This is a genomic window from Enterobacter sp. SA197, assembly GCF_054131575.1.
In genome coordinates this window covers 4,434,901-4,461,894 of sequence record NZ_CP096393.1, presented here as the reverse complement: position 1 = coordinate 4,461,894, position 26,994 = coordinate 4,434,901, and the positions used below count along the sequence as shown (strand labels likewise).

The following is a 26,994-nucleotide window of genomic DNA, read 5'->3' as shown; positions in this document are numbered from 1 at the left end:
AATTATTAATTTCTCTGCACTGCAAGGGATGGGATTTGCTTGTGTCATATGTCGCAAATTTAAGCAAAAGTAAAATAAATGTTATGCATTTGGTGTTATTTTGATGGTTGGCGAGTCTATATTGTAAACACTCAGTGGTAATCGCTGAGTTTGTTTGTCAGTCGATCGGAAAAGCCCATTATAATATTTTAAAAGCGTGCCGTGCCGCAGAATTTTGGTTTGCATGATGCCATAATTATCAGGGTGAATTAAGGTCGCCGCAACGGAGTAACGAAATATTTAGCTAACCATAATAAGGAGTTTATGATGAAAGTTGCAGTCCTCGGCGCAGCTGGTGGCATTGGCCAGGCGTTAGCTCTACTACTGAAAACTCAACTGCCTTCAGGTTCAGAACTCACTCTGTATGATATCGCTCCTGTCACCCCTGGAGTCGCTGTTGACCTCAGCCATATTCCTACCGCGGTGAAGATTGAAGGTTTTTCCGGTGAAGATGCAACGCCAGCCCTCCAGGGTGCAGACGTTGTCCTTATCTCAGCTGGCGTGGCCCGCAAGCCCGGTATGGACCGGTCCGATCTTTTTAACGTCAATGCCGGCATCGTGAAAAATCTGATAGCCCAGGTCGCGACAACCTGTCCGAAAGCCTGTATTGGGATCATTACTAACCCGGTCAATACCACCGTTGCCATCGCAGCAGAAGTGCTGAAAAAAGCGGGTGTGTATGACAAGAATAAGCTGTTTGGGGTCACTACCCTGGACATCATCCGTTCCAATACGTTTGTTGCTGAGCTTAAAGGTAAGCAGCCGACGGATATCGAGGTCCCCGTTGTGGGGGGGCATTCAGGTGTGACTATCCTGCCTTTACTGTCGCAAATCCCGGGCGTGAGCTTCTCTGCGCAGGAAATTGCCGATCTGACAAAACGTATTCAGAATGCCGGCACCGAAGTGGTGGAAGCGAAAGCGGGTGGCGGCTCGGCAACGCTGTCTATGGGGCAGGCGGCAGCACGTTTTGGTCTGTCGCTGGTAAGGGCGTTGCAGGGTGAGCAAGGCGTGGTGGAGTGTGCTTACGTTGAAGGTGACGGGCAGCATGCGCGTTTCTTCTCTCAACCGCTGCTGTTGGGCAAAAATGGTATTGAAGAACGCAAGGCAATAGGCTCATTGAGCGAGTTCGAACAGCAGGCACTGGAAGGGATGCTGGATACGCTGAAAAAAGATATCCAGTTGGGTGAAGACTTCGTTAACAAATAATGACTGCAGCCACCTGGTGTGCCGCTTGCCATCAGGGGTAAGCACAAAAACCGGAGCCGCATGCGCTCCGGTTTTTTTATGCATTAGCTGGTCGCCGGATATTCCTGAATGGTGACCTGCAATTTGAGCTTTTTATCTTCCCGCATGACTTCAACCGGAATTTCTGAACCCGGACGTATCTCTGCAACCTGATCCATGGTTTCCAGCGCGGAAATCGCCGGTTTACCATTTACCGAGACAATAACGTCATTCACCTGAATCCCTGCCTGCGCGGCGGGGCCATCCGGTGCCACCTCATTAACCACGATGCCCTGGATCTGATCGATAGCGCCACCCTGAGCATGCATTGGGGCTATCTCTCTTCCGCCAATCCCAATGTAGCCACGGATCACGCGCCCATCGCGGATAAGCTTATCCATAATCTTCGTGGCAAGCTGGAAGGGGATGGCAAAACCAATCCCTTCCGGCGTTTCACCGTCGTTACTCTTATCAAAAGAGAGCGTATTGATTCCCATCAACTCACCCAACGAGTTGACCAGCGCCCCCCCTGAGTTGCCATGGTTGATCGAGGCATCGGTCTGCAGAAAATTCTGGCGGCCAGAGGGATTCAACCCGATTCGGCCTGTCGCACTGATAATGCCTTGCGTGATGGTCTGCCCAAGGTTGTAGGGGTTGCCAATAGCCAGTACGACATCACCAATGTGCGGGATGCGTTGCGTATTAATCGGTATCACCGGCAGGCCGCTGGGAGCATTGATTTTTAAAACGGCAATATCGGTAAGGGTGTCCGACCCGACCAGCAGGGCTTCAAACACCCGGCCATCCTGCAAGGCGACAATAATCTGGTCAGCATCATTGATGACATGCTTGTTGGTAACAATGTACCCGCGCTGATCCATGATGACCCCTGAACCCAGGGTACGTATCTCAAGACGATTGTGCGAAGCGTTATTCAGACCCCGGTTGTAAACGTAGACTACCGCAGGTGCGGCGCGACGCACTGCCGCATTGTAGCTGGCGGGTGTCTCACCTGAGCTATCAAACTGCGGTGTCGATAACATGATTTTTTGACGTAACGAGGGGACGGCGGCGAGGATCAGGCCACCGACAATCAAACCGATTACTACCGAGCGTAAGAACTTCAAAAACATGATGCGGGCGTCGTTGTTAAGGGATCGGCAGCAGCATAGCATGAGTTATCCGGACATCACATGCAGCGGTGATGTCCGGGATCGCATTTGCTTAACGTAGCAATAAATAAAGCGTTTCGTTGCCGCGAATGATTTGTAACGCGATGATGCCGGGTTTGGTTTCCAGTACTTTTCGCATTTCTGCGATAGATTGCACCCGGATACGGTTAATGCCGATTATCACATCATCTTTATGTAAACCGGACTGGGCTGCGGCGCTGCTCTTCTCAACGTTTTCAATCGTGATGCCTTTAGTGCCATCTTTGAGCTGACCATCACTAAGGGAGGCGCCCTCAAGTGCGGGTGAAATCAGCTCTGCGCTGGCCGACGAAGAGGTGCTTTTGTCCAGCGTAACTTCCACATCCAGTGGCTTACCTTCCCGCAACAGGCCCAGTTTGACTTTGGTCCCCGGCTCAGTTGTCGCGATTCGGGAACGCAGTTCTGCAAAGCTATTCAGAGGCTTGCCGTTAAGGCTCACAATGACGTCACCGGATTTGATGCCCGCCTTCGCTGAACCCGAATTGGGCAGCACTTCGCTCACAAAGGCACCGCGCTGGACATTGAGATTAAAGGCTTTGGCGATGTCCGCACTCATCTCGGTGCCTTTAATACCCAACAACCCACGTTTGATCTCACCAAACTGGATTAATTGCTGAGAGAGGGTCTGTGCCATATTGCTGGGGATAGCAAATCCTATACCTACGCTACCGCCGCCCGGGGCAAGAATGGCAGTATTAATACCAATCAGTTCACCATTAAGATTCAGAAGTGCACCGCCGGAGTTTCCCCGGTTGATGGAAGCATCGGTCTGGATGAAGTTTTCCAGCCCCTCAAGGTTTAACCCGCTTCGTCCCAGCGCCGAGACGATGCCGGATGTGGCGGTCTGCCCAAGGCCAAAGGGGTTACCCACGGCGACAACAAAATCGCCCACGCGCAGTTTGTCTGAGTCGGCGATAGCAATCTGCGTAAGGTTAGTTGGATTCTGTAACTGCAGCAGGGCTATGTCACTCTGATCATCACCACCAATAAGCTTTGCTTCAAATTCACGCCCGTCATTAAGCTGCACATTAATTTTTTGTGCTTCATTGATAACGTGATTGTTCGTCAGTACGTAACCTTTCGCCGCGTCGATGATGACCCCTGACCCCAGACCTTCAAAAGGTTGAGCCTGTTGATCGGGCAACGCTTCACCGAAAAATTTCTTTAACTCCTCAGGGACTTTTTGCCCCTGAACCGCCGTACCTTCCACCTGCACGCTGACCACCGCAGGCAGTACTTTCTCCAGCACAGGCGCAAGGCTTGGCAGCGCCCCCTGGCCTGGAACCTCTGACGGCATTGCCGCCACGGCCGGGAAGGGTGCCGAGAGAGATAACCCGACACTTAACGCTAACGCACTCAACAGCAGGGTTTGTTTCTTCATTGATGCTGGCTCTCGTAACCTAAAGTGAAAGGGGGAAAACGACGTTAAACAGGTTGATGTTATTGAAATTTCAACCTGGTAACAATGCGGATATGCCTAAATAATAGCTGGGTTTATTAAGACAGGACGGGCGCAACATGTGCGCCCGTTAAAAATGCAGGATAAAAGAGGATTATTTACGGGTCGCGCCACCACGCAGTAAACCCGAAGCCCCTTCGGAGTAATCACGCGGGATTTGCACCGGGGCCTGATCGTTACCGGCTTCAGACTCTGCCAGACGGTTACGGAACGGGTTTTCTTCAGCGGACATCTCTGGCAACAGGCTGCTGGAGCTTTTCGCCATGTGCTGATAGAGCTGACGATAATCATCCGCCATGTTATCCAGTAGCTCTGCGCTGCGCGCGAAGTGGCTCACGAGCTCTTCACGGTACTCTTCAAGCTCAGCTTTGTTCTTTTCCAGCTCGTATTGCAAAGCCTGCTGCTGACGTAATTTCCGGTTTCCAAAACGCATGGCCACGGCACCAATTATGATACCGACAACTAACCCAATTAGCGCGTATTCCCAGGTCATGTACTTCTCCCATTGTCTTATGATTCCGTAGGGTGGTGGCTGCAAGCGCCTTGCCCACGCCTGATTATGCCACTATAACCGCTAATCGCGCAGAAGTGGAATCCCGGCGCGGCATCGCGTAGGGTAGAGCGACCTTTTTTTGGTCAACCCTGTGGGCAGGATCGATTTTCAAGGAACAACTTTAACGATATGCAGAGTCTTTCCCCAACATCGCGTTATATCAATGCCCTGAACGAGGGTAGCCATCAACCGGATGATGTGCAAAAAGAGGCTGTCACCCGGCTGGATGAAATTTATCAACAGATTGTGACTAAAACAGCGGTCGCGCCGGAACCTGGTGGTTTATTGGCAAAATTTGGCAAGCTACTGGGTAAACGTGAACCTGTTATGCACGCGCCGGTGCGCGGGTTATATATGTGGGGTGGGGTCGGGCGTGGTAAAACCTGGCTGATGGATCTCTTTTACCACAGCCTGCCAGGAACGCGTAAACAGCGGCTTCATTTTCACCGTTTTATGCTGCGTGTGCATGAAGAACTTTCAGAATTACAAGGGCATAGCGATCCGCTGGAGAGTATTGCCGATCGCTTTAAAGCCGAAACGGATGTGCTCTGTTTTGATGAGTTTTTTGTATCAGATATCACGGATGCCATGCTGCTGGGCGGCCTGATGAAAGCGCTGTTTGCCCGTGGTATCACTCTGGTGGCGACGTCAAACATTCCTCCTGACGAACTTTATCGTAACGGTTTGCAACGGGCGCGTTTTTTGCCGGCCATTGACGCAATTAAACAGCATTGCGACATCATGAATGTGGATGCCGGCGTTGATTATCGTCTGCGCACTCTGACGCAGGCGCATCTGTGGCTTTCACCGCTCAATGACGACACCACCCAACATATGGATACGCTCTGGCAGGCCCTGGCGGGAACGCCGCGCGGGGAGGCTCCCACGCTGGATATTAACCATCGACCTCTGGCGACATTGGGTGTCGAAAATCAGACGCTGGCCGTCTCTTTTACCACCCTGTGCGTAGAGGCTCGCAGTCAGCATGACTATATTGCCCTCTCTCGCCTGTTCCATACGGTGATGCTGTTTGATGTCCCTGTGATAACGGCGCGAATGGAAAATGAAGCGCGCCGATTTATCGCTCTGGTTGATGAATTTTATGAGCGCCACGTGAAACTGGTCGTCAGCGCACAAGTGTCATTACATGAGATTTACCAGGGCGAGCAGCTTAAATTTGAGTTTCAGCGCTGCTTATCGCGTTTGCAGGAGATGCAAAGTGAGGAGTACCTCAAGCTTCAGCATATGCCATAACTGCCACGCTCTCTTTGGGGAGAGCCGCAGCGGCTGAGGCACCAGGCCGCCCTCCTTGCCTGGCGTAAAAACCCGCTTCGAATCACAATTAGGGGTCGATCTTTGACCCCGACTTCTCTATAATCTTGCGACCCCACGTTACGAGAAGGTTTTTTTCCCGAAACTTTCTAGTGTCGGCATTGGCTATTCGAAGGGGTAGGTTTGCCGGACTTTGTCGTGTGAACCTCAACTGACTAAACGTTTGGGTGTTCACCAACGTGTAACTTATTTATTTGGGTAAGCTTTTAATGAAAACTTTTACAGCTAAACCAGAAACCGTAAAACGCGACTGGTATGTTGTTGACGCGACCGGTAAAACTCTGGGCCGTCTGGCTACCGAACTGGCTCGTCGCCTGCGCGGTAAGCACAAAGCGGAATACACTCCGCACGTTGATACTGGTGATTACATTATCGTTCTGAACGCAGAAAAAGTTGCTGTAACCGGTAACAAGCGTTCTGACAAAATGTACTACCACCACACCGGCCACATCGGTGGTATCAAAGAAGCGACCTTTGAAGAGATGATTGCCCGCCGTCCTGAGCGTGTGATTGAAATCGCGGTTAAAGGCATGCTGCCAAAAGGCCCGCTGGGTCGTGCTATGTACCGTAAACTGAAAGTTTACGCGGGTAACGAGCACAACCACGCGGCACAGCAACCGCAAGTTCTGGACATTTAATCGGGATTATAGGCAATGGCTGAAAATCAATACTACGGCACTGGTCGCCGCAAAAGTTCCGCAGCTCGCGTTTTCATCAAACCGGGCAGTGGCAAAATCGTTATCAACCAACGTTCTCTGGAACAGTACTTCGGTCGTGAAACTGCCCGCATGGTAGTTCGTCAGCCGCTGGAACTGGTCGACATGGTTGAGAAACTGGATCTGTACATCACTGTTAAAGGTGGTGGTATCTCTGGTCAGGCTGGTGCGATCCGTCACGGTATCACCCGCGCTCTGATGGAGTACGACGAGTCTCTGCGTTCTGAACTGCGTAAAGCTGGCTTCGTCACTCGTGACGCTCGTCAGGTTGAACGTAAGAAAGTCGGCCTGCGTAAAGCACGTCGTCGTCCGCAGTTCTCCAAACGTTAATTTGTTCTGCGCAGGCAGAGCGATTGGCGCAAAAACCCGGTTTATGCCGGGTTTTTTTATGGATAAAAATCACGTTATCCACAGTAACGAGTTGATTCCCTCTTCTTTTTCAGCATTTCCGGAATCCCCTCACCACAAAGCCTTCAAAATCTGGTAAACTATCATCCAATTTTCTGCCCAAATGCCTGGGATTGTTCATTTTTTGTTTGATTTTTGAACGAGAGTGACGGTGCGCGTGGGTAGGTAACTAACATCTGGCCAGTCGCAGTAGGGCTGGTAGCAGTAAAATTCTGAATATACCTGGAGGTTTTCATGGCTGTCGCTGCCAACAAACGTTCGGTAATGACGCTGTTTTCTGGTCCTGTTGATATCTATAGCCATCAGGTCCGTATCGTGCTGGCCGAAAAAGGTGTCAGCTTCGAAATTGAACACGTGGAAAAGGATAATCCTCCGCAGGATCTGATTGACCTCAACCCGAATCAAAGCGTACCGACTTTAGTCGATCGTGAACTCACTCTGTGGGAATCACGCATTATCATGGAATACCTGGATGAGCGTTTCCCGCATCCACCTTTAATGCCGGTTTACCCGGTAGCCCGTGGCGAAAGCCGTCTCTACATGCACCGTATCGAGAAAGACTGGTACTCCTTGATGGAAGTCATCAAGAATACCAGCGGTGCGCAGGCTGATAACGCCCGTCGCCAGCTGCGTGAAGAACTGATGCAGATTGCCCCGGTGTTTGGTCAGAAGCCTTATTTCCTGAGTGATGAATTCAGCCTCGTGGATTGCTATCTGGCACCGTTGCTGTGGCGTTTACCGGTTCTGGGTATCGAATTGAGCGGTGCAGGTTCTAAAGAGCTGAAAGGGTATATGACACGCGTATTTGAGCGTGACTCCTTCCTCGCCTCTTTAACTGAACCAGAGCGCGAGATGCGCCTTGGCCGGGGTTAACTGATGGACTTGTCGCAACTGACACCGCGTCGTCCTTATCTGCTACGCGCATTTTACGAGTGGCTGCTGGACAACCAGCTCACGCCGCATCTGGTCGTGGACGTCACCTTACCTGAGGTGCGCGTGCCGATGGAGTATGCGCGTGACGGGCAAATCGTTCTCAACATTGCGCCACGCGCAGTCGGTAATCTTGAGCTGGCCAACGACGAAGTGCGCTTTAACGCGCGCTTTGGCGGCGTTCCGCGTCAGGTTTCCGTCCCGCTTGCTGCGGTACTGGCGATTTATGCGCGAGAAAACGGTGCCGGTACGATGTTTGAGCCGGAAGTTGCCTACGACGAAGACGTGGTCAGCCTTAACGATGAAAACGATGCCACGCTCTCTGAAGACGAGGCGGTAACATCGGTAATGTCAGTGATTGATGGTGATAAACCCGATCACGAAGACAACAACGATCCTGATGATGATCCCCCACCCCGTGGTGGACGCCCTTCGTTACGCGTCGTGAAGTAAAATCCAGGCAGGGCCAGCAGGCCCTGCTTTTTTTATGCCTGCGCGCCTGGCATCAGCCAGCAGGCAATGGTCTCCCGCATCACCTTCCTTCGGACCGCCAGTGCTTCCGGTCGTTTCAAATCCTGCTGATAAATAATCGATAGCGTTGACTGGTTAATAAGATAGAAAAATCCCAGTGCCGACATAGTGATATTAAGCTGCATCGCGTCAATTCCGGGCCTGATCGTGCCATCTTCCTGCCCGCGATCGAGAATACGTTGGGTGATCGCAAGCCAGGTGCTGTTAATCGGCACGATGGTATCCACCTCTTTGAGGTGGCGAGCTTTCAGCTGGTTCTCGCTGTTAAGCAGCTGAATAAATTCCGGATTTTCGAGGTAGTAATGCCAGGTAAAATCCATCAATTCGAGTACCGCATCGCGGGCCGGCAAATGATCCAGCTCCAGTGCCGCCTCTTTGGTACGAATATCCTGATATGCCGCCTGTAAAACATGGGTAAAGAGGGTGTCTTTGTTGTCGAAATAGTAATAGATCAGCTGCTTGTTCACTTTTGCCGTGGCAGCAATCTGATCAATCCTCGCGCCATCGAAACCCTTTTCGGCAAACTCCTTCTTCGCCGCGTTCAGGATCAGGCATTTTGTGAGATCAGGATCATGTCTGCGCTTTGTTCTTGATTCCCCTTTCATAGAATCTCCATTCAATTTCTTGTTTTAATTGTAGTTTTAAATAAATCAACCATCTGGTTGATTTTGCGAAGTCGATCATGATTTTAATTTTTGACTCTTCCTATACTGATTTGGCAGTTTCAACTGATTAGTTGAAATCCATCGTTCTCAGCAGGGAGTATCCACATGATCCATTCGCAGCGTCCGGTAGCACTGGTAACAGGCTCGACACGGGGAATTGGTAAAGCCTGTGCGCTCGCGCTGGCCAGAGCCGGGTTTCATGTCGCCATCAACGGACGTGATACCGAAGAAGGCCGTGCCCGGCAACAAGCCATGGTAGCGGAATTAGAGGGATTTGGCATTGAAGCACTGGCACTGCCAGGCGATGTGGCCGACTTACCCCTTCAGCAGCCTATGTTTGACAAGGTGTTAGCCCGCTGGGGACGGCTGGATTGCGTTGTTAATAACGCCGGAACTGCGGCGAAGCAGCGCGGCGACCTGCTGGAGGTGACGCCAGAGAATTATCAGTATTGTCAGGATGTTAACACCACGTCCATGTTCTTTTTCTGCCAGAAGGCAGCGCGTGCCATGCTGCAACAGGGGGAACTGAACGGGCAGCACCGCTCTATTATTAACATCACTTCCTGTAGCGCCCATAGCCTGTCGATATCGCGTGGGGAATATTGCGTATCAAAAGCGGCGGCAAGCATGGTGACGCAACTGTTCGCGCTACGTCTGGCTGAAGAGGGGGTGGGCGTATACGAACTGCGCCCCGGCATTATCGCCACCGACATGACCAGCGGCGTAAAACCTAAATATGACCAGCTTATTAATGACGGCCTGGTACCCATGAAGCGCTGGGGTCAGCCGGAAGATATCGCGACTGTCGTTGATGCACTGGCAGGCGGCAAACTCCCCTTCACGGTCGGCCAGATTATTGATGTGGACGGCGGCCTGAACAAATCCCACTTTTAATCACGAGGCACAGCAATGGCTACCATTTCCGTTGGCATTATCATGCATGGTGTAACTGGCCGGATGGGTAAAAATCAGCACCTGATCCGTTCGATCGTCGCGATTCGCGAGCAGGGGGGCGTGCTGCTGGCAAACGGCGATCGTTTGCTGCCGGATCCCATCCTGATTGGTCGTAATGAGGAAAAAATTGCCGCGCTGGCACAACAGACCGGCATTACCCGCTGGGGCACCGACCTTGATGCAGCGCTTGCCAATCCCAACGACACTATTTTCTTCGACGCGGCGACCACCCAGGCGCGCCCCACATTGCTGAAAAAGGCGATTGCCGCCGGGAAACATATCTATTGCGAAAAGCCGGTGGCGGTCAGCCTGTCCGAAGCGATGGAGCTTTACCACTATGCGGAACAGCAGGGGGTATGCCACGGCGTGGTGCAGGACAAACTCTGGTTGCCGGGGCTGCGCAAACTGCAGATGCTCAATCAGGCGGGCTTTTTTGGGCAGGTGCTGTCGGTGCGCGGTGAGTTTGGCTACTGGGTATTTGAAGGGGATTTGCAGCCCACCCAGCGTCCGTCCTGGAATTACCGCCAGGAAGATGGCGGCGGCATCATCCTCGACATGATTTGCCACTGGCGCTACGTCGTCGATAACCTGTTTGGTGAAATCAAGAGTATCAGTTGCCTGGGCGCAACCCACATTCCTGAACGTTTTGACGAGCAGGGCAACGCTTATAAAGCCACCGCCGATGACGCAGCCTACGCCACCTTTGAACTGAAAAACGGCACCATTGTGCAGATTAACAGCTCTTGGTGCGTACGCGTGCGCCGTGACGATCTGGTGACCTTCCAGGTGGATGGCGTAAACGGTTCTGCGGTGGCGGGCCTCACCGACTGCCTGACGCAATCCCGCGTCAATACCCCGAAACCGGTCTGGAACCCCGATGTTCGCCAGACGCATAACTTCTATGAAGACTGGTCGCCGGTGCCGGATACCACGACTTACGACAATGCTTTCAAAGTGCAGTGGGAGCTTTTCCTGCGCCACGTGCATGGAGAGGGTGATTTCCGCTGGAACCTGCTTGAAGGGGCGAAAGGCGTGCAACTGGTTGAGCTTGCCCTGCAGAGCTGGAAAGAGCGTCGCTGGGTTGATGTTCCATCGCTGGTGCGTTGAGGAGGCGTTATGCAACAACCGGATCCACGGCGTTTATCGCTGAACACGGCTACCGTCCGCCAGCAATGGACGCTGGATAAGATTATCGAGGGTTGCGCCCGCCATGAAATTCGTGGCATCTCGCCCTGGCGCGATCAGGTGCAGGCGCTCGGGCTTAAGCGTACCGCTGAGCTTATCCGCACAAATGAACTCACCGTCAGCGGCTACTGCCGTGGCGGGATGTTCCCCGGTATCGACGAGGCGGCAAGGCGTGCGGCCGACGACGACAACCGACGGGCCGTTGATGAAGCGCTGGCCGTTAACGCTGCCTGTCTGGTACTGGTGGTTGGAGGGCTGCCGGGCGGGTCAAAAGATCTCGCCGGCGCACGCAGTCAGGTGCGCGACGGGTTGGGACGCTTACTGGAATATTCGCGCAGCGCGGGAATGCCGCTGGCCATTGAGCCGTTGCACCCGATGTATGCTGCCGATCGTGCCTGTATAAACACGCTGGAACAGGCAAACGATCTTTGCGATGAGCTGGGAGAGAACGGGCTCGGCATGGCGGTCGATCTCTACCACACCTGGTGGGATCCCAAATTTTTCCAGCAAATTAGCCGCGCCGGTCGCAAACGGATCCTCGGATTTCATATTTGCGACTGGCTGGTGCCAACCAATCATCTGCTGCTCGATCGCGGCATGATGGGCGATGGTGTGATTGATATACGTGCCGCCCGTCAGGCCGTCGAAGCGCTCGGCTACGACGGGGCGCATGAGGTGGAAATTTTCTCTGAACATAACTGGTGGCAGCGCGACCCGGATACGGTGCTGGCTACCTGCAAAGCGCGTCATATGACGCATTGTTAATCAGATTTTGGCTGTATCTGATGTCTCGTCAGTCTTACCAGGTTAGTCGAGGGAAATATGAATACAGATACAAAAAAGATGATACTGGTGTCGGTTCTCTGCGGGCTGGGCTACATGATGTACTCCGTGGATCGCATGACCGTCTCCTCTGCAATCGGCCTCATCGCAACAGATTTCGGGCTGGGTAAAGGCCAGTCCGGCATTCTGATGAGTTCGTTCTTCTACGGTTTTATCGGTTTTCTTTTCCTGTCAGGCATTATCGCCGACAAGCTCAGCGGTAAACCGGTGCTGATTTTAGGCCTGGTCATGTTCTCCGTGGCCACCATGCTTACCGGGATTGCCGGAAGCCTGACGTCGCTGATTTTTTATCGTGTGATGACCGGCATCGGGGAAGGGGTGTTCTGGCCTGCCGCCTCGCTGGAGGTGGCGAACGTCACCACTGAAAAACAACGCACCACCGTAATGTCCCTCTACTGGATGGGCTACCCCATCGGCGGCTTTTTTGGCACCTGGCTCGGAGCGGTTCTCGGCCCGGAATATGGCTGGCGCGTGGTGTTTTATGTTGCCGGGGGGCTGGGTATCCTGGTCGCTATTGCCTACGCGATGCTGGTGAAGTCTGAACCGAAAAAAGCAGTCGCCGTTGCGAAACACGAGAAAGTGCCGTTGAAGCAATTGTTTAAAAACCAATCCGTCATGCTGATGGCGTTTTACTACTTCCTGCTGCTGAGCGGCTGGTGGATTGTACTGCTCTGGGCACCGACATTCCTGATGAATGTTAAACAGCTCACTATCGGCACCGCAGGAACGATTGCCAGTCTGCTGGGGTTAACAGGGGCATTGGGCGGCTTTTTGCTGGGCCGCATTTGCGATGGCGGCGATTTTTCCCGTAAACGCAGCATCCTGATAGGCATCACGGTGGCCAGTAGCCTGTTGATGGCGGCAATGGTGTTACAGCTGCCCGTTTTTGCGGTGGTTATCCTGGTTCTGCTGCTTGGCCTGCTGGGTTATCCCGTCACGCCGCTGGTGCTCTCATTTACCGCAGAACTGGTGCCACCGCAGCTGCGCGGTTCAGCCATTGGCTTTGTGATGAATGTCGGCATGACCGCAGGGGGGATCTCGCCGGTACTGGCCGGATATTTTGCCGACAAATACTCCATGTCAGCGGTGTGGTTTGTGGCGGCCTGCGTCATGGTGGTGAGCTCGGTGTTACTGCTGGGCGTACGTAAAGCACCTAAGCCTGTCAAAGAGATGGGCATGTCCGGGCTGTCATCACGTATTTAAGGAAGGAAAACATGGCAATAACGATCCCGCAGTCAATCCTGGAAAATCTGACCAACGTGACCATGCCGCGCCATGTTTTACAGGCGGAGCCGCAGCAGCGCATTGAGATTGATGGATTTCGCATTCCGGTTTATGAGAGCGATGCGCTGGTGGTCGGTAGCGGTGCGGCCGGGCTACGTGCCGCTGTAGAACTGAAACGCAGAAAAATGGATGTGCTGGTGGCGACACAGACCTTATTCTGGGGCACCTCAGCCTGTTCCGGATCGGATAAACAGACGCTGCACACCGCCTCAACCAGTTTCAGAGGTGACAATTTCACGGCGCTTGCTACTGCCATTGGCGCGGGCGGGGCGATGGATGCGGACACGGCCTATGTCGAATCGGTGGGGTCGGTGGAGGCCTTTATCGGCCTGAAGAGCATCGGACTGCCGTTGCCGGAGGACAAATATGGCGCGGTATTGCGTTATCAGACGGATCACGATGAGGTGGGACGAGCCACCAGCTGTGGCCCACGCACCTCAAGACTAATGGTTAAAGTTCTGGCAGAAGAGGCGGTACTGCTGGGCGTGCCCTTTGTTGACCATGCTACGGCGGTCAGGCTACTGACAGAAGGAGAGGGTGAGCAGCGACGGGTGGCGGGGATCCTCGCCATTGTCAAAGGGGCAAGAGCGGAGGATAACCCGTGGGGGCTGTGCCTGATGCGTAGTCCGACCGTGGTGCTCGCGGCAGGTGGCCCCGGGGAGCTCTTCAGGGACAGCGTCTACCCGAAACGCTGCTTTGGTTCACTCGGACTGGCGCTGGAGGCCGGGATTGCCACCGTCAATCTGACGGAGCATCAGTTTGGCATTGGTACCCGTCGCGACGAGTTTCCCTGGAATCTCTCCGGCACTTACGTGCAGAGCATGCCCTACATCTACTCTATGGATGCGCACGGACAGGAGCACAATTTCCTTGCACGGTACTACCGCACCACCCGCGAGCTGGCCTCAAACATTTTCCGTAAAGGATATCAGTGGCCCATTCACGCCACGCGTATGCTGGACTTTGGCTCAAGCCTGGTGGATCTGGCGATTTATAACGAATCTCAGGCCGGGCGAACCATTCTGATGGATTTCAACCGCAACCCGTTGCCGGTGCCGGGCGATGAGCCTTTTGCCATTGGCAATCTGGATGAAGATGTTTATCACTACCTGCGCAACAACGATGCCTGCCTTGAATTGCCCATCGCACGTCTGCAGCGCATGAATCCGCTGGCTATCGAGCTTTATAAGCATCACGGGCACGATCTCACCACCCAGCCGCTGCCTTTTAACGTCAACCATCAGCATATGAATGGCGGTATCGCGGTGGATGTCTGGGGGCAATCATCGCTCAACGGCTGCTACGCGGTGGGGGAAGCGGCGGGAACGCATGGCGTGACGCGCCCCGGCGGGGCCGCACTGAATGCCGGGCAGGTGTTTGGTTTGCGCTGTGCAAAGCATATTGCAGCGACGCCGCGCAGCCCATCAACGGCTTTATTCGAAACACAAACGGCAGCACTGCTGCGCCAGATCCAGCAGGACAGTAGCCATCCTCAGGCGTTATCCATCAACGATGTGCGCGCTGAAATTCAGCAGCGCATGAGTGAGCGGGCCGGGTTTATCTGTGATGCAGCACGTGTGCCGGGGGCGCGTCAGGCCGCCCATCGTCTGAATCAGCGTATTGCCCAAAGTGGCATCGCCATCACGCACCCCCATCAGGCAGCGTTCAGTTTGCAATGGCGTCACATGGCGCTGGCATCAGAGGCACTGCTCGTGGCGCTGGAGGTTTATATTGCCAACGGCGGCGGCAGCCGGGGAGCGCGCATGCTGTGTTCGTCGCAGGGGGATGTGGTACCGCAAACCCGTGAGGGCGAGCTGTCTGCCTTTCGTTTTCTGTCGGAGAAGCCTGAACACCGGCAGGAACAATTGCAGGTCGTCTGGCGGCATGGCGAATTCCAGGTAGAGACCAAGCCGCTACGCACGCTCGACGATCTTTCAGCCATTTTCTTTGAGAAAAACTGGCCGGCGTTTCTCACGGATGAGATCTATCGGAGCTAAGCGTGGAAGCGGGATGCTTCAGGAAGCGACGGGAGAGAAAAGAGGGCTGTACCAGCGTTAGCCGGATGACGGGATAGCCCCTCATCCGGCACGCTGTTTTACACTTCCAGCCAGTTCATAATGCCATCGGCCGCTTTACGACCTTCAGCAATCGCAGTCACCACCAGATCGGAACCGCGCACAATATCGCCACCGGCAAAGATCTTCGGGTTGCTGGTCTGGAACGCATTGTCGCTACCTTCCGGCGCAATGATGCGGCCCTGAGAATCCAGCTCCACGCTATGTTTCGCCAGCCATTCCATGCTGTGCGGACGGAAACCAAACGCCATCACGACCGCGTCTGCCGGTACCACATGCTCGGAGCCAGGCACGATTTCTGCGCGACGACGGCCTTTCGCATCCGGCTGACCCATTTCGGTACGCGCCATTTTTACGCCGCATACTTTACCGTTGGCGTTGATTTCCACACCGAGCGGCTGCACGTTGAACTGAAACTCGACGCCTTCTTCACGCGCGTTTTTCACTTCACGACGGGAACCCGGCATGTTTTCTTCGTCGCGACGGTAAGCACAGATAACGTGCTTCGCGTTCTGACGGATGGAAGTACGCACGCAGTCCATCGCGGTATCCCCACCGCCCAGCACCACGACGCGTTTGCCTTCCATGCTGGTGTATGGCGCTTCTGCGGAGTCGCCAAAGCCCATGATCTGGCGGGTGTTGGCAATCAGGAACGGCAGCGCATCAAATACGCCATCGGCGTCTTCATTTTCCAGACCGCCGCGCATGGACTGATAAGTACCCACCCCCAGGAAGACGGCGTCGTAATCGTTCAGCAGGTCGTCGAGCTGCACATCACGGCCCACTTCAGTGTTCAGGTTGAACTCGATCCCCATACCGGTGAAGATTTCGCGACGACGGGTCATCACCTCTTTCTCCAGCTTGAAGGCCGGGATACCAAAGGTCAGCAGGCCGCCGATCTCCGGGTGACGGTCAAACACCACGGCTTTTACGCCGTTACGGGTCAATACGTCCGCGCAGGCAAGGCCTGCCGGGCCCGCACCGATGATGGCAACACGTTTGCCGGTTTGCTTCACGCCGGTCAGGTCAGGACGCCACCCCATTTCAAACGCTTTATCGTTGATATAGCGTTCGATGTTACCAATGGTCACTGCGCCAAACTCGTCGTTCAGGGTACAGGAGCCTTCACACAGTCGGTCCTGAGGGCAGACGCGCCCACAGACTTCCGGCAGGGTGTTGGTCTGATGCGACAGCTCTGCCGCCTCAAAAATACGCCCCTCGTTGGCCAGCTTCAGCCAGTTCGGGATGTAGTTGTGTACCGGACATTTCCACTCGCAGTACGGGTTACCACAGGAGAGGCAGCGATCTGCCTGCGCCTTGGCCTGGCCTTCTGAAAACGGCTCATAGATTTCTACAAATTCAATTTTACGGATCTTCAGCGGTTTCTTCGGCGGATCGACACGCTGTAAGTCTATAAACTGGTATACGTTCTGACTCATTGCTACCCCTTACTGCGCCTGCACCCGCAGCTCAGCTGCGGAACGACTACGGTGACCTAACAGAGCTTTCACATCGCTGGATTTTGGCTTCACCAGCGCGAACTTCGTTGAGAAGGTCGGCCAGTTCGCCAGAATCTCTTCACCACGTGAAGAACCGGTATGTTGTACGTGCTCGGTGATAAGACCGCGCAGATGTTCTTCATGGATAGCAAGGTCATCAACGCTCAGGACTTCCACCAGTTCCGGGTTCACGCGTTTGCGGAATTCACCGTCTTCATCCAGTACGTAGGCGAAGCCGCCCGTCATGCCTGCGCCAAAGTTGACGCCCGTTTTGCCGAGGATACAGACGATACCACCGGTCATGTATTCGCAGCCGTTATCACCAATACCTTCAACCACGGTAATCGCGCCGGAGTTACGCACGCCAAATCGCTCACCTGCGCGGCCTGCGGCGTAGAGTCGACCGCCGGTTGCGCCATAGAGACAGGTGTTACCGATAATGCTCGCTTCATGGCTACGATAAGCCGAGCCCACTGGCGGACGAACCGCCACTAAACCACCTGCCATGCCTTTACCCACATAGTCGTTGGCATCGCCGGTCAGATACAGTTCTACGCCGCCCGCGTTCCACACGCCGAAGCTCTGGCCTGCGGTGCCGCTGAAGTGCGCGGTAATCGGGTCAGACGCCAGACCCTGATCGCCATGATGCTGCGCGATATAGCCGGACAGCGATGCACCGACGGAGCGGTCCGTGTTGCGAATGTCAAACCAGAAGGTTTTGCTCTGGCGTTCGTCCACAAACGGTTTTGCCTGTTGCAGCAGTTGCGCATTGAGCACGCCATTATCAAACGGCGGATTGTTCTCGGTGCAGAACAGCGCTTTGCCCGGATGCGGTTCGGCGGTTTCCAGCAGTTTCGACAGATCCAGTTTCTGCTGTTTGGCGGTGAAACCGTCCAGCTCTTTGAGCAGATCGGTACGACCAATCAGATCGACCAGACGTTTGACACCCAGCTGCGCCATTAACTCACGCACTTCACGGGCGATAAATTCAAAGTAGTTGGTCACTTTGAACGGCAGGCCGTGATAGTGGTTTTTACGCAGTTTCTCGTCCTGAGTTGCCACACCGGTTGCGCAGTTGTTGAGGTGACAAATACGCAGGTATTTACAGCCCAGCGCCACCATTGGACCGGTACCGAAGCCGAAGCTCTCGGCACCTAAAATAGCCGCTTTAATGATGTCCTGGCCGGTTTTCAGCCCGCCATCGGTTTGCAGACGGATCTTGTGACGCAGGCCGTTGGCGACCAGCGCCTGTTGGGTTTCCACCAGCCCCAGTTCCCACGGGCAACCGGCATATTTCACGGAGGAGAGCGGGCTTGCACCCGTACCACCGTCATAACCGGCAATGGTTATCAGATCGGCGTAGGCTTTTGCCACACCGGTCGCGATGGTGCCGACGCCCGGTTCAGACACCAGCTTCACGGAGATCATCGCTTTCGGGTTGACCTGTTTAAGGTCGAAAATCAGCTGCGCCAGATCCTCGATAGAGTAAATATCGTGGTGTGGCGGAGGAGAAATCAGGGTCACGCCCGGCACCGAATAACGCAGTTTGGCAATGTACGGGGTCACTTTGTCACCCGGTAACTGACCGCCTTCACCCGGTTTTGCGCCCTGAGCCACTTTAATCTGGATAACGTCAGCGTTGACCAGGTACGCCGGGGTTACACCGAAGCGACCGGACGCAACCTGCTTAATGCGTGACACTTTATTGGTGCCATAGCGCGCCGGATCTTCACCGCCTTCGCCGGAGTTTGAGAAACCACCGAGGCTGTTCATGGCTTCTGCCAGCGCTTCGTGGGCTTCCGGGCTCAGTGCGCCGATGGACATCGCCGCGGTATCAAAGCGTTTGAACAGCTCACTTGCCGGTTCAACGTCGTTGATGCTGACGGTTTCGCCGTTCGGCGTGATGGCCAGCAGGTCCCGCAGCGTTGCAGCCGGACGCTCATTCACCAGTTTGGCGTACTGCTGATAATCGCTGTATTCGCCACTCTGCACCGCCTGTTGCAGGGTGCGCACCACGTCCGGGTTATAGGCATGGTATTCGCCGCCGTGGACGTACTTGAGCTGTCCACCCTGATCCAGCGGCTTACGTGCCAGCCAGGCGCGTTTTGACAGGTTCAGCAGGTCCTGCTGGAAATCAGAGAAGCTTGCACCGCTGATACGGCTGACCACGCCCTGGAAGCACAGACCCGACACATCTTCATGCAGGCCGACCGCTTCAAACAGTTTTGAACAGCGGTAGGAGGCAATGGTCGAGATGCCCATTTTGGACATGATCTTATACAGACCCTTATTGATGCCGTTACGGTAGTTCAGCATCACGGTACGGTAGTCTTTCTCGATAGCCCGGGTGTCGACCAGTTTTGCCAGGGTTTCATAAGCCAGGTACGGATAGATGGCGGTGGCACCGAAGCCCAGCAGCACGGCAAAGTGGTGCGGGTCGCGGGCACTCGCTGTTTCTACGATGATATTGGCATCGCAGCGCAGGCTCTTATCCACCAGACGGGTCTGAATCGCGCCCACGGCCATTGGCGCCGGCACCGGCAGGCGGTTTTTAGCAATTGCACGGTCAGACAGCACCAGCAACACGGTGCCGTCGCGGACCATCTGCTCGGCTTTATCGCACAGCGCTTTGACGGTCTCTTCCAGCGTGGTTTGGGTCACGTCGAAAGTAATATCCAGCACATCCGCACGATAATGCTCCTCTTTCATCGTGGTGAGCTGAGTGAAGTCGGAGTACAGCAGGATGGGCGATTTGAAGCTCAGGCGGTGTGCCTGACCTTCCGCTTCGCAGAAGACGTTCATCTCACGGCCAATGCTGGTCGCCAGCGACATCACGTGGGCTTCACGCAACGGATCGATAGGCGGGTTGGTCACCTGCGCGAACTGCTGACGGAAGTAATCGTAAATGATACGTGGCTGGCTGGAGAGCACGGCAAACGGGGTATCGTCACCCATTGAACCCACCGCTTCCTGGCCATTTTCGCCGAGCACACGGATAACGGAGTCCAGCTCTTCAAAACTGTAGTTAAACTGCTTCTGGTAGCTGGCGAGCAGGTCGTCATCCATTTCACGGGTGCCAACCTGATCGTCTGCCAGCTCTTCGAATGGCACCAGCCGACGAACGTTTTTCTCCATCCACTCTTTATAAGGATGGCGGCTTTTCAGATCGTTGTCGGTTTCAGCGGAGTGCAGAATTCGACCACCACGGGTATCAATCACCATCAGCTCGCCCGGCCCAACGCGGCCTTTCTCGACCACTTCGTCAGGCTGATAATCCCAGATCCCGACTTCGGAGGCGCAGGTGATCAGTTTGTCTTTAGTGATGACATAACGCGCCGGGCGCAGACCGTTACGGTCCAGGTTACAGGCGGCGAAACGTCCATCGGACATCACGATACCGGCCGGGCCATCCCACGGCTCCATATGCATGGAGTTAAAGTCGAAGAAGGAGCGCAGGTCGGGGTCCATATCCGGGTTGTTCTGCCATGCAGGCGGAACCAGCAGACGCATGGCACGGACGATGTCCATACCACCTGCCAGCAGGAGCTCAAGCATGTTGTCCATTGAGCTTGAGTCTGAACCCGTTTCGTTCACGAAGGGTGCAGCATCGTGCAGGTCCGGGATCAGCGGCGTCTGGAACTTATAGGTACGGGCACGCGCCCACTGGCGGTTACCGGTAATGGTGTTAATCTCGCCATTGTGCGCCAGGTAGCGGAACGGCTGTGCCAGCGGCCAGCGCGGCACGGTGTTGGTGGAGAAGCGCTGGTGGAAAAGGCAAATGGCCGATTCCAGACGCAGATCCGCCAGGTCCAGGTAGAAGCGCGGCAGGTCAGCCGGCATACATAGACCTTTATAAATATTGACCAGGTTCGAGAGGCTACAGACGTAGAACTCTTTATCCTCCTGGAGGCGTTTTTCAATGCGGCGGCGGGCGATGAACAGACGGCGTTCCATATCACGCGGACGCCAGCCCGCAGGCGCGTTAACAAAAATCTGTTCTATACGAGGCAGCGAGGAGAGGGCGATTTCACCGAGCACCCCTTCGTTCGTTGGCACATCACGCCAGCCAACAATCGACAGGGTTTCGCGCTGAAGTTCTTCTTCAACGATACGGCGTGAGGCGGCCGCTTTTTCAGGATCCTGATTCAGGAACAGCATACCGACAGCATAGTTCTTGGCTAAACGCCAGCCGCGTTCCTGCGCAACGATACGAAAGAAACGATCGGGTTTTTGCAGCAGCAAACCACAGCCGTCACCGGTTTTACCATCGGCGAGGATAGCACCACGGTGCTGCATACGGGCCAGTGCGTGTATAGCGGTGCGCACTACCTTGTGGCTAGGTTCGCCTTCTATGTGGGCGATCAGGCCGAAACCACAGTTATCCCTCTCAAGGGATTTATCGTACAACATATCAGTGAACCTCCCCAGGCTCTACGGGACCCCCTCCTGACCGACGCGCACAGGCGCAAAAAGAGCATGGCGACGGGGCATATGCCTCGAATGTCGCCCTCTTTAATTTCCTTTTCGCATCGGTACACAAGTGTTGAGGACTTGCTTAAGAGGGAATCACAATAACTGCATAAATATGATGAGCAGACCGCTCATCCAGAAAGCTTCCAGCGGATTTCCAACTTATCGGGAATCCTTATTCAGGTCAAATGCCAGGCTTATTTATACAAAAATGTGCTATGAGTTAGTTAATTATTTGAAATATAAATATATTTAACCTTTTTTACATTGCCAGAGCGCAGCGATAGCCCATTTCTTTCTGTGATCTGACTCACTATTGAAAAGCCCGCTTAATGCGTTACCGTACTAACTAAAGGGGTCATAGCAGATTTTTATGCTACTGAAGGGGTTGCGGTCGCATAAACTCACTGTTTTTCACAGCCGCTACTATTTTTGCAAAATAGAGGCCGAACATAAGGAAAAGTAATTGGCATCAGCGTGAATGAAAGTGCGGTAATAATGATTTTTTATGCAGTAAATAAAAGCGTTGCCGGGCGATTGATCCACATCATCGCCGTCGAAAGCTAAAAATGGCAGGCTTGGCCCCTTTCAGAGCACGGCCTCTCAGATTATGCAGTTACAGAAATTAGTCAATATGTTTGGTGGGGATCTTGCCCGCCGTTATGGTGAAAAAGTCCATAAGCTGACCTTACATGGCGGTTTTAGCTGCCCAAACCGCGACGGCACCATCGGGCGCGGGGGGTGTACCTTTTGTAACGTAGCCTCTTTTGCTGACGAAGCGCAGCAGCACCGTTCCATTGCCGAACAACTTACCCATCAGGCCCATCTGGTTAATCGCGCAAAGCGTTATCTTGCCTATTTTCAGGCCTATACCAGTACCTGGGCGGAAGTTCAGGTGTTGCGGTCTATGTACCAGCAGGCGGTAAGCCAGGCCAGTATCGTGGGTTTATGCGTGGGCACGCGGCCAGACTGCGTGCCGGAAGCGGTGCTTGACCTGTTAAGTGAATACCATGAGCAGGGTTTTGAAGTCTGGCTCGAACTGGGGTTACAGACGGCACATGATAAAACGCTGCATCGCATTAACCGTGGCCACGATTTCGTCTGCTACCAGCGTACCACCCGGCTTGCCCGCGAGCGTGGCCTGAAGGTCTGTAGCCATCTGATTGTCGGCCTGCCGGGAGAAGGTCAGGCTGAATGCCTGCAAACGCTCCAGCGCGTCGTAGATACCGGTGTGGACGGCATTAAGCTGCATCCTTTGCATATTGTTAAGGGCAGCATTATGGCGAAGGCCTGGGAAGCGGGCAGGCTAAGCGGCATTGCGCTTGAGGATTACACGCTGACCGCCGGGGAGATGATTCGCCATACGCCGCCGGAGGTGATTTATCACCGTATTTCCGCCAGCGCCCGCCGCCCTACGTTGCTGGCGCCGCTGTGGTGTGAAAACCGCTGGACGGGGATGGTGGAACTTGACCGCTATCTGAAGGCGCACGGGGTGCAGGGATCGGCGCTGGGACAGTGCTGGACGCCTGAATGCACCGCCGCCTCCAAATCATTCGCTGAATGAATGCCAAATCTCAATGATTGCCGCATTTTTCGCACAACCTTCAACGCCTTGCTCAGAATTGAGTATTATTGAGCGGAATCGTTTGAGGAAATCGTTATGAAGCAAATCCGTTTACTGGCGCAATATTACGTCGACCTGATGATGAAGCTCGGCCTGGTACGTTTCTCCATGCTGTTAGCACTGGCGCTGGTGGTGCTGGCCATTGTGGTACAGATGGCGGTAACGATGGTGTTGCAAGGCCAGGTGGAAAATATCGACGTTATCCGCTCAATTTTCTTTGGCTTACTGATAACCCCCTGGGCGGTCTACTTCCTGTCGGTGGTGGTAGAGCAACTTGAAGAGTCTCGTCAGCGGCTGTCCCGACTGGTTGATAAGCTTGAAGAGATGCGTAACCGCGACCTTAAACTCAATATACAGCTTAAAGAGAACATCACCCGACTCAACCAGGAGATGGCCGACCGTGAGAAAGCCGAAGCTGAGCGGCAGGCTACCTTTGAACGGCTCAAGATTGAGATGCAGGAGCGTGAACAGACGCAAATACAGCTCGAACAGCAGTCGACCTTTTTGCGCTCTTTTCTCGATGCCTCGCCCGATCTGGTGTTCTATCGTAATGAAGATAAAGAGTTCTCAGGCTGCAATCGGGCGATGGAACTGCTGACCGGGAAAAGTGAGAAACAACTCATCAACCTCAAGCCGCAGGATGTCTATTCAACTGAAGCGGCTGAGAAGGTGAACGAAACTGATGAGAAAGTATTTCGCCATAACGTCTCGCTTACCTACGAACAGTGGCTGGATTACCCGGACGGGCGCAAGGCCTGTTTTGAAATTCGTAAGGTTCCCTATTATGACCGCGTAGGCAAGCGCCACGGGCTGATGGGCTTCGGGCGCGATATTACCGAGCGTAAGCGCTATCAGGACGCCCTTGAGCGTGCCAGTCGCGATAAGACGACCTTTATCTCCACCATCAGCCACGAGCTACGCACGCCCCTGAATGGCATCGTTGGCTTAAGCCGGATCCTGCTGGACACCGATTTGACCAGTGAACAGGAAAAATACCTCAAAACTATCCATGTCTCGGCCGTGACGTTGGGCAATATCTTCAATGACATCATTGATATGGATAAAATGGAGCGCCGTAAGGTTCAGCTTGATAACCAGCCTGTCGACTTCACCAGCTTCCTGGCCGACCTTGAGAACCTCTCCGGATTGCAGGCTCACCAGAAGGGACTGCGGTTTGTGATGGAACCGACGCTACCGTTACCGCATAAAGTGGTCACCGATGGTACGCGGCTGCGGCAGATCCTCTGGAATCTGATTAGCAACGCCGTCAAGTTTACCCGCGAAGGCCAGGTGACGGTGCGTGTGCGCTATGAGGCGGGAGATATGCTGCGCTTTGAGGTCGAAGATTCTGGTATCGGTATTCCGCGTGAAGAACTCGATAAAATCTTCGCCATGTATTATCAGGTAAAAGACAGCCAGGGCGGGAAACCGGCGACCGGAACCGGGATTGGCCTTGCGGTCTCCCGACGCCTCGCAAAAAGCATGGGAGGTGACATTGTGGTCACAAGTGAGGCGGGCAGAGGCTCTCTGTTCACCCTTACCGTACATGCGCCTGCGGTTGCAGAAGAGGTGGAAGATGCCTTTGAAGATGATGATATGCCGTTACCAGCCCTTCATGTGCTGCTGGTGGAAGACATTGAACTTAACGTCATTGTCGCCCGTTCCGTGCTGGAAAAACTGGGCAGCAGCGTGGATGTGGCGATGACGGGTAAAGAGGCGCTGGAGATGTTCAGGCCCGGTGAATATGACCTGGTGTTACTGGATATTCAGTTGCCTGACATGACAGGGCTTGATATCTCCCGCTTACTCACCAGTCAGTTTGCCCGTGAGGAACTGCCTCCGCTGGTGGCGTTGACGGCTAACATGCTGAAAGATAAAAACGAGTATCTGGAAGCCGGAATGGACGATGTGCTGAGCAAACCCCTGGCGGTGCCCGCCCTGACCGCCATGATTAAGAAATTCTGGGATACCCGCGACGATGAGGATGAAACGATGACTGCAACGGATAACAAATCACAAAACCTGCTGGACGTAGCGATGCTCGAACAGTACCTCGAGCTGGTGGGGCCAAAACTCATTACCGATGGACTGGCGGTCTTTGAGAAGATGATGCCGGGCTATCTTAGCGTGCTGGAGTCGAACCTGACGGCGCGGGATCAGAAAGGGATCGTGGAAGAGGGGCATAAGATCAAAGGGGCGGCAGGATCGATCGGACTGCGTCATCTTCAACAGCTAGGTCAGCAGATCCAGTCTCCCGATCTTCCTGCATGGTGGGATAATGTCGGTGAATGGATCGAAGAGATGAAACAGGAGTGGCAGCATGATGTGGCGGTGCTGAAAGCCTGGGTAGCGGACGCTGGAAAAAAATGACCCCGGATAAACCGGGGTGCGCGAATACTGCGCCAACACCAGGGAAAACGTGGCTGCGCCGTGAAGTTATAGTTTTTTTACAAGGGCGCAGTCTGAAAATTTGAACTGCACGCACATAAGATAGCAAATCTTAAATGATTTGTTACGTCAATCAATGAAATGTGTGAAGCATAGCGCCCTTATCAAAATTTTTAATTATCTACATGACATTGCATAAAGGATGAGCAGAATGAAAAAAGTCGGTGTCGTTCTCAGCGGAGCAGGGGTGTATGACGGTTCTGAAATCCATGAAGCGGTGCTTACGCTGCTTGCGATCGCCCGCGAAGGGGCCGAGGCCGTCTGCTTTGCACCGGATAAGATCCAGACCGATGTGATTAATCATCTGACCGGGGAGCCGATCAATGAGAGCCGCAATGTATTGATCGAAGCGGCACGCATTGCCCGTGGATCCATCCAGTCGCTCGCGCATGCATCAGTAAAGGATCTGGATGCCCTCATCGTTCCCGGAGGATTTGGTGCGGCAAAGAATCTCAGTAACTTTGCCAGTGAGGGGAGCGCATGCGCCGTTGATGCGCAGCTAAAGCATCTGGCGCAGGAGATGCACCAGGCGGGTAAACCGCTTGGTTTTATCTGTATCGCGCCGGCAATGTTGCCAAAAATTTTTGATTTCCCCCTGCGTCTGACCATAGGTACGGATATTGATACCGCTGAAGTCCTGGAGGATATGGGGGCTGAACATGTCTCCTGCCCGGTAGACGATATTGTGGTCGATGAGGAGAACAAAGTTGTCACCACGCCTGCTTATATGCTGGCGCAAAACATCGCCGAAGCGGCCACCGGTATCGAAAAGCTGGTGGCACGCGTGCTGGTGCTGACGGAATGAAAGTGCGGCGTGGTCCACTAAAAGTTCGTCTTAAGCGACTGATTTTACGGGCGGTGCTGGCACTTGCCATTTTTTGGGGTGGCGGCATTGTCCTGTTCAGCTTTCTGCCGGTACCCTTTTCTGCGGTCATGGTAGAGCGGCAGTTGGGTGCCTGGCTTACCGGCGATTTTGGCTATGTTGCGCATTCTGACTGGGTCGGCATGGATGATATTTCCCCCTGGGCTGGGCTGGCGGTCATTGCCGCTGAAGATCAACGATTTCCCGAGCACTGGGGGCTTGATTTTGGCGCGATTGAAAAGGCCCTGTCTCACAATGAGCGGCATGAAAACCGGGTCCGTGGCGCATCGACAATTTCTCAGCAAACGGTAAAGAATCTGCTGCTGTGGGATGGCAAAAGCTGGGTGCGTAAAGGGCTGGAAGCGGGGCTGACGCTCACGACGGAGGTCATCTGGACGAAGCGCCGGATACTCACCGTATACCTGAACATTGCGGAGTTTGGGGAGGGGGTGTTTGGCGTTGAGGAGGCTTCACAGCGCTATTTTCACAAGCCAGCCAGCAAACTCACCATGTCGGAAGCGGCGCTGCTGGCGGCTGTTTTGCCTAACCCGTTGCGGTTTCGGGTTGACGCGCCCTCGGGCTATGTTCGTAGCCGGCAGGCGTGGATCCTGCGTCAGATGCACCAGTTAGGCGGGGAATCATTTCTGGAGAGTAACAGGCTGCACTGACACTCCTCTCCTGG

The 26,994-nt window shown here is 54.2% G+C and carries 21 protein-coding genes; 15 read left to right on the top strand and 6 right to left on the bottom strand.

The annotated features are described in order from the left end of the window. The first annotated feature begins 306 nt into the window (after positions 1–306). Positions 307–1,245 carry a malate dehydrogenase gene (gene mdh / locus M1D91_RS20855; RefSeq protein WP_437431798.1) on the top strand — a complete coding sequence of 313 codons (939 nt, stop codon included), beginning with the start codon at positions 307–309 and terminating at the stop codon, positions 1,243–1,245. Positions 1,246–1,328: 83 nt separating this feature from the next. On the opposite strand, the gene degS is transcribed toward mdh, so the two are convergent. The 3 genes from degS to zapG all read right to left on the bottom strand — a co-directional run bounded on the left by degS (position 1,329) and on the right by zapG (position 4,426). Further along, the gene (gene degS / locus M1D91_RS20850; RefSeq protein WP_437431685.1) at positions 1,329–2,396 is read right to left on the bottom strand and encodes an outer membrane-stress sensor serine endopeptidase DegS; all 1,068 of its coding nucleotides are present in this window, start codon (positions 2,394–2,396) and stop codon (positions 1,329–1,331) included. A gap of 91 nt (positions 2,397–2,487) precedes the next feature. Further along, a complete protein-coding gene (gene degQ / locus M1D91_RS20845; protein ID WP_437431686.1) occupies positions 2,488–3,855 on the bottom strand; it encodes a serine endoprotease DegQ in 1,368 nt (455 codons plus the stop codon). Positions 3,856–4,027: 172 nt separating this feature from the next. Then, complete coding sequence (gene zapG / locus M1D91_RS20840; protein ID WP_437431687.1) at positions 4,028–4,426, bottom strand: Z-ring associated protein ZapG; 399 nt, start codon at positions 4,424–4,426, stop codon at positions 4,028–4,030. A 189-nt stretch (positions 4,427–4,615) separates the two neighbouring features. Here zapG and zapE point away from each other — a divergent pair, with 189 nt between their 5' ends. The 5 genes from zapE (at position 4,616) to sspB (ending at position 8,325) form a co-directional block, all read left to right on the top strand. Then, positions 4,616–5,740 (top strand): cell division protein ZapE, encoded by a 1,125-nt coding sequence (gene zapE / locus M1D91_RS20835; protein ID WP_437431688.1) that lies wholly within the window; start codon positions 4,616–4,618, stop codon positions 5,738–5,740. A gap of 287 nt (positions 5,741–6,027) precedes the next feature. After that, positions 6,028–6,456 (top strand): 50S ribosomal protein L13, encoded by a 429-nt coding sequence (rplM, locus tag M1D91_RS20830; protein ID WP_002437467.1) that lies wholly within the window; start codon positions 6,028–6,030, stop codon positions 6,454–6,456. A 15-nt stretch (positions 6,457–6,471) separates the two neighbouring features. Further along, on the top strand, positions 6,472–6,864 hold the full coding sequence (gene rpsI, locus M1D91_RS20825; RefSeq protein ID WP_003860436.1) for a 30S ribosomal protein S9: 393 nt from the start codon (positions 6,472–6,474) through the stop codon (positions 6,862–6,864). A gap of 312 nt (positions 6,865–7,176) precedes the next feature. Further along, entirely contained in the window at positions 7,177–7,815 is a 639-nt protein-coding gene (sspA, locus tag M1D91_RS20820) for a stringent starvation protein SspA (RefSeq protein ID WP_437431689.1), read from the top strand. Between the two features lie 3 nt (positions 7,816–7,818). Further along, complete coding sequence (gene sspB, locus M1D91_RS20815) at positions 7,819–8,325, top strand: ClpXP protease specificity-enhancing factor (protein ID WP_437431690.1); 507 nt, start codon at positions 7,819–7,821, stop codon at positions 8,323–8,325. Between the two features lie 32 nt (positions 8,326–8,357). Here the strand turns inward: sspB and M1D91_RS20810 are convergent, their stop codons facing one another. Then, on the bottom strand, positions 8,358–9,008 hold the full coding sequence (locus tag M1D91_RS20810; RefSeq protein ID WP_437431691.1) for a TetR/AcrR family transcriptional regulator: 651 nt from the start codon (positions 9,006–9,008) through the stop codon (positions 8,358–8,360). A gap of 165 nt (positions 9,009–9,173) precedes the next feature. Between M1D91_RS20810 and M1D91_RS20805 the strand changes: the two genes are divergently transcribed. The 5 genes from M1D91_RS20805 to M1D91_RS20785 are packed head-to-tail and all read left to right on the top strand — an operon-like array spanning position 9,174 to position 15,331. Then, complete coding sequence (locus M1D91_RS20805) at positions 9,174–9,962, top strand: 3-ketoacyl-ACP reductase (RefSeq protein ID WP_437431692.1); 789 nt, start codon at positions 9,174–9,176, stop codon at positions 9,960–9,962. Between the two features lie 15 nt (positions 9,963–9,977). After that, positions 9,978–11,129, top strand: coding sequence for a Gfo/Idh/MocA family protein (locus tag M1D91_RS20800; RefSeq protein WP_437431693.1), 1,152 nt, complete (start codon positions 9,978–9,980; stop codon positions 11,127–11,129). A 9-nt stretch (positions 11,130–11,138) separates the two neighbouring features. Then, the gene (locus M1D91_RS20795; protein ID WP_437431694.1) at positions 11,139–11,972 is read left to right on the top strand and encodes a sugar phosphate isomerase/epimerase family protein; all 834 of its coding nucleotides are present in this window, start codon (positions 11,139–11,141) and stop codon (positions 11,970–11,972) included. Between the two features lie 57 nt (positions 11,973–12,029). After that, entirely contained in the window at positions 12,030–13,253 is a 1,224-nt protein-coding gene (locus tag M1D91_RS20790) for an MFS transporter (RefSeq protein WP_437431695.1), read from the top strand. A gap of 11 nt (positions 13,254–13,264) precedes the next feature. Then, positions 13,265–15,331 carry an FAD-binding protein gene (locus M1D91_RS20785; RefSeq protein WP_437431696.1) on the top strand — a complete coding sequence of 689 codons (2,067 nt, stop codon included), beginning with the start codon at positions 13,265–13,267 and terminating at the stop codon, positions 15,329–15,331. A 98-nt stretch (positions 15,332–15,429) separates the two neighbouring features. On the opposite strand, the gene M1D91_RS20780 is transcribed toward M1D91_RS20785, so the two are convergent. Continuing rightward, complete coding sequence (locus tag M1D91_RS20780) at positions 15,430–16,848, bottom strand: glutamate synthase small subunit (protein ID WP_437431697.1); 1,419 nt, start codon at positions 16,846–16,848, stop codon at positions 15,430–15,432. A 9-nt stretch (positions 16,849–16,857) separates the two neighbouring features. Further along, positions 16,858–21,318 (bottom strand): glutamate synthase large subunit, encoded by a 4,461-nt coding sequence (gene gltB / locus M1D91_RS20775; RefSeq protein ID WP_437431698.1) that lies wholly within the window; start codon positions 21,316–21,318, stop codon positions 16,858–16,860. Between the two features lie 670 nt (positions 21,319–21,988). Between gltB and M1D91_RS20770 the strand changes: the two genes are divergently transcribed. The 4 genes from M1D91_RS20770 to mtgA all read left to right on the top strand — a co-directional run bounded on the left by M1D91_RS20770 (position 21,989) and on the right by mtgA (position 26,980). Further along, positions 21,989–22,942, top strand: coding sequence for a TIGR01212 family radical SAM protein (locus M1D91_RS20770; RefSeq protein ID WP_437431699.1), 954 nt, complete (start codon positions 21,989–21,991; stop codon positions 22,940–22,942). A gap of 96 nt (positions 22,943–23,038) precedes the next feature. After that, positions 23,039–25,372: an aerobic respiration two-component sensor histidine kinase ArcB gene (gene arcB, locus M1D91_RS20765; RefSeq protein WP_437431700.1), complete on the top strand. Its 2,334-nt coding sequence runs from the start codon at positions 23,039–23,041 to the stop codon at positions 25,370–25,372. 229 nt (positions 25,373–25,601) lie between these two features. Then, positions 25,602–26,255: an isoprenoid biosynthesis glyoxalase ElbB gene (gene elbB, locus M1D91_RS20760; RefSeq protein WP_437431701.1), complete on the top strand. Its 654-nt coding sequence runs from the start codon at positions 25,602–25,604 to the stop codon at positions 26,253–26,255. After that, positions 26,252–26,980 carry a monofunctional biosynthetic peptidoglycan transglycosylase gene (gene mtgA, locus M1D91_RS20755; protein ID WP_437431702.1) on the top strand — a complete coding sequence of 243 codons (729 nt, stop codon included), beginning with the start codon at positions 26,252–26,254 and terminating at the stop codon, positions 26,978–26,980. The genes elbB and mtgA overlap by 4 nt, the downstream gene beginning before the upstream one ends. Positions 26,981–26,994: the final 14 nt, after the last annotated feature.

Excerpts from the sequence above, each read along its gene's own strand:
- M1D91_RS20790 (WP_437431695.1), top strand. The coding sequence starts at position 12,030 with ATGAATACAGATACAAAAAAGATGATACTGGTGTCGGTTCTCTGCGGG.
- degS (WP_437431685.1), bottom strand. The coding sequence starts at position 2,396 with ATGTTTTTGAAGTTCTTACGCTCGGTAGTAATCGGTTTGATTGTCGGT.
- zapE (WP_437431688.1), top strand. The coding sequence starts at position 4,616 with ATGCAGAGTCTTTCCCCAACATCGCGTTATATCAATGCCCTGAACGAG.
- elbB (WP_437431701.1), top strand. The coding sequence starts at position 25,602 with ATGAAAAAAGTCGGTGTCGTTCTCAGCGGAGCAGGGGTGTATGACGGT.
- zapG (WP_437431687.1), bottom strand. The coding sequence starts at position 4,426 with ATGACCTGGGAATACGCGCTAATTGGGTTAGTTGTCGGTATCATAATT.
- mtgA (WP_437431702.1), top strand. The coding sequence starts at position 26,252 with ATGAAAGTGCGGCGTGGTCCACTAAAAGTTCGTCTTAAGCGACTGATT.
- arcB (WP_437431700.1), top strand. The coding sequence starts at position 23,039 with ATGAAGCAAATCCGTTTACTGGCGCAATATTACGTCGACCTGATGATG.
- M1D91_RS20810 (WP_437431691.1), bottom strand. The coding sequence starts at position 9,008 with ATGAAAGGGGAATCAAGAACAAAGCGCAGACATGATCCTGATCTCACA.
- mdh (WP_437431798.1), top strand. The coding sequence starts at position 307 with ATGAAAGTTGCAGTCCTCGGCGCAGCTGGTGGCATTGGCCAGGCGTTA.
- M1D91_RS20805 (WP_437431692.1), top strand. The coding sequence starts at position 9,174 with ATGATCCATTCGCAGCGTCCGGTAGCACTGGTAACAGGCTCGACACGG.
- M1D91_RS20770 (WP_437431699.1), top strand. The coding sequence starts at position 21,989 with ATGCAGTTACAGAAATTAGTCAATATGTTTGGTGGGGATCTTGCCCGC.
- rpsI (WP_003860436.1), top strand. The coding sequence starts at position 6,472 with ATGGCTGAAAATCAATACTACGGCACTGGTCGCCGCAAAAGTTCCGCA.
- sspB (WP_437431690.1), top strand. The coding sequence starts at position 7,819 with ATGGACTTGTCGCAACTGACACCGCGTCGTCCTTATCTGCTACGCGCA.
- M1D91_RS20800 (WP_437431693.1), top strand. The coding sequence starts at position 9,978 with ATGGCTACCATTTCCGTTGGCATTATCATGCATGGTGTAACTGGCCGG.
- degQ (WP_437431686.1), bottom strand. The coding sequence starts at position 3,855 with ATGAAGAAACAAACCCTGCTGTTGAGTGCGTTAGCGTTAAGTGTCGGG.
- rplM (WP_002437467.1), top strand. The coding sequence starts at position 6,028 with ATGAAAACTTTTACAGCTAAACCAGAAACCGTAAAACGCGACTGGTAT.
- M1D91_RS20780 (WP_437431697.1), bottom strand. The coding sequence starts at position 16,848 with ATGAGTCAGAACGTATACCAGTTTATAGACTTACAGCGTGTCGATCCG.
- sspA (WP_437431689.1), top strand. The coding sequence starts at position 7,177 with ATGGCTGTCGCTGCCAACAAACGTTCGGTAATGACGCTGTTTTCTGGT.
- gltB (WP_437431698.1), bottom strand. The coding sequence starts at position 21,318 with ATGTTGTACGATAAATCCCTTGAGAGGGATAACTGTGGTTTCGGCCTG.
- M1D91_RS20785 (WP_437431696.1), top strand. The coding sequence starts at position 13,265 with ATGGCAATAACGATCCCGCAGTCAATCCTGGAAAATCTGACCAACGTG.
- M1D91_RS20795 (WP_437431694.1), top strand. The coding sequence starts at position 11,139 with ATGCAACAACCGGATCCACGGCGTTTATCGCTGAACACGGCTACCGTC.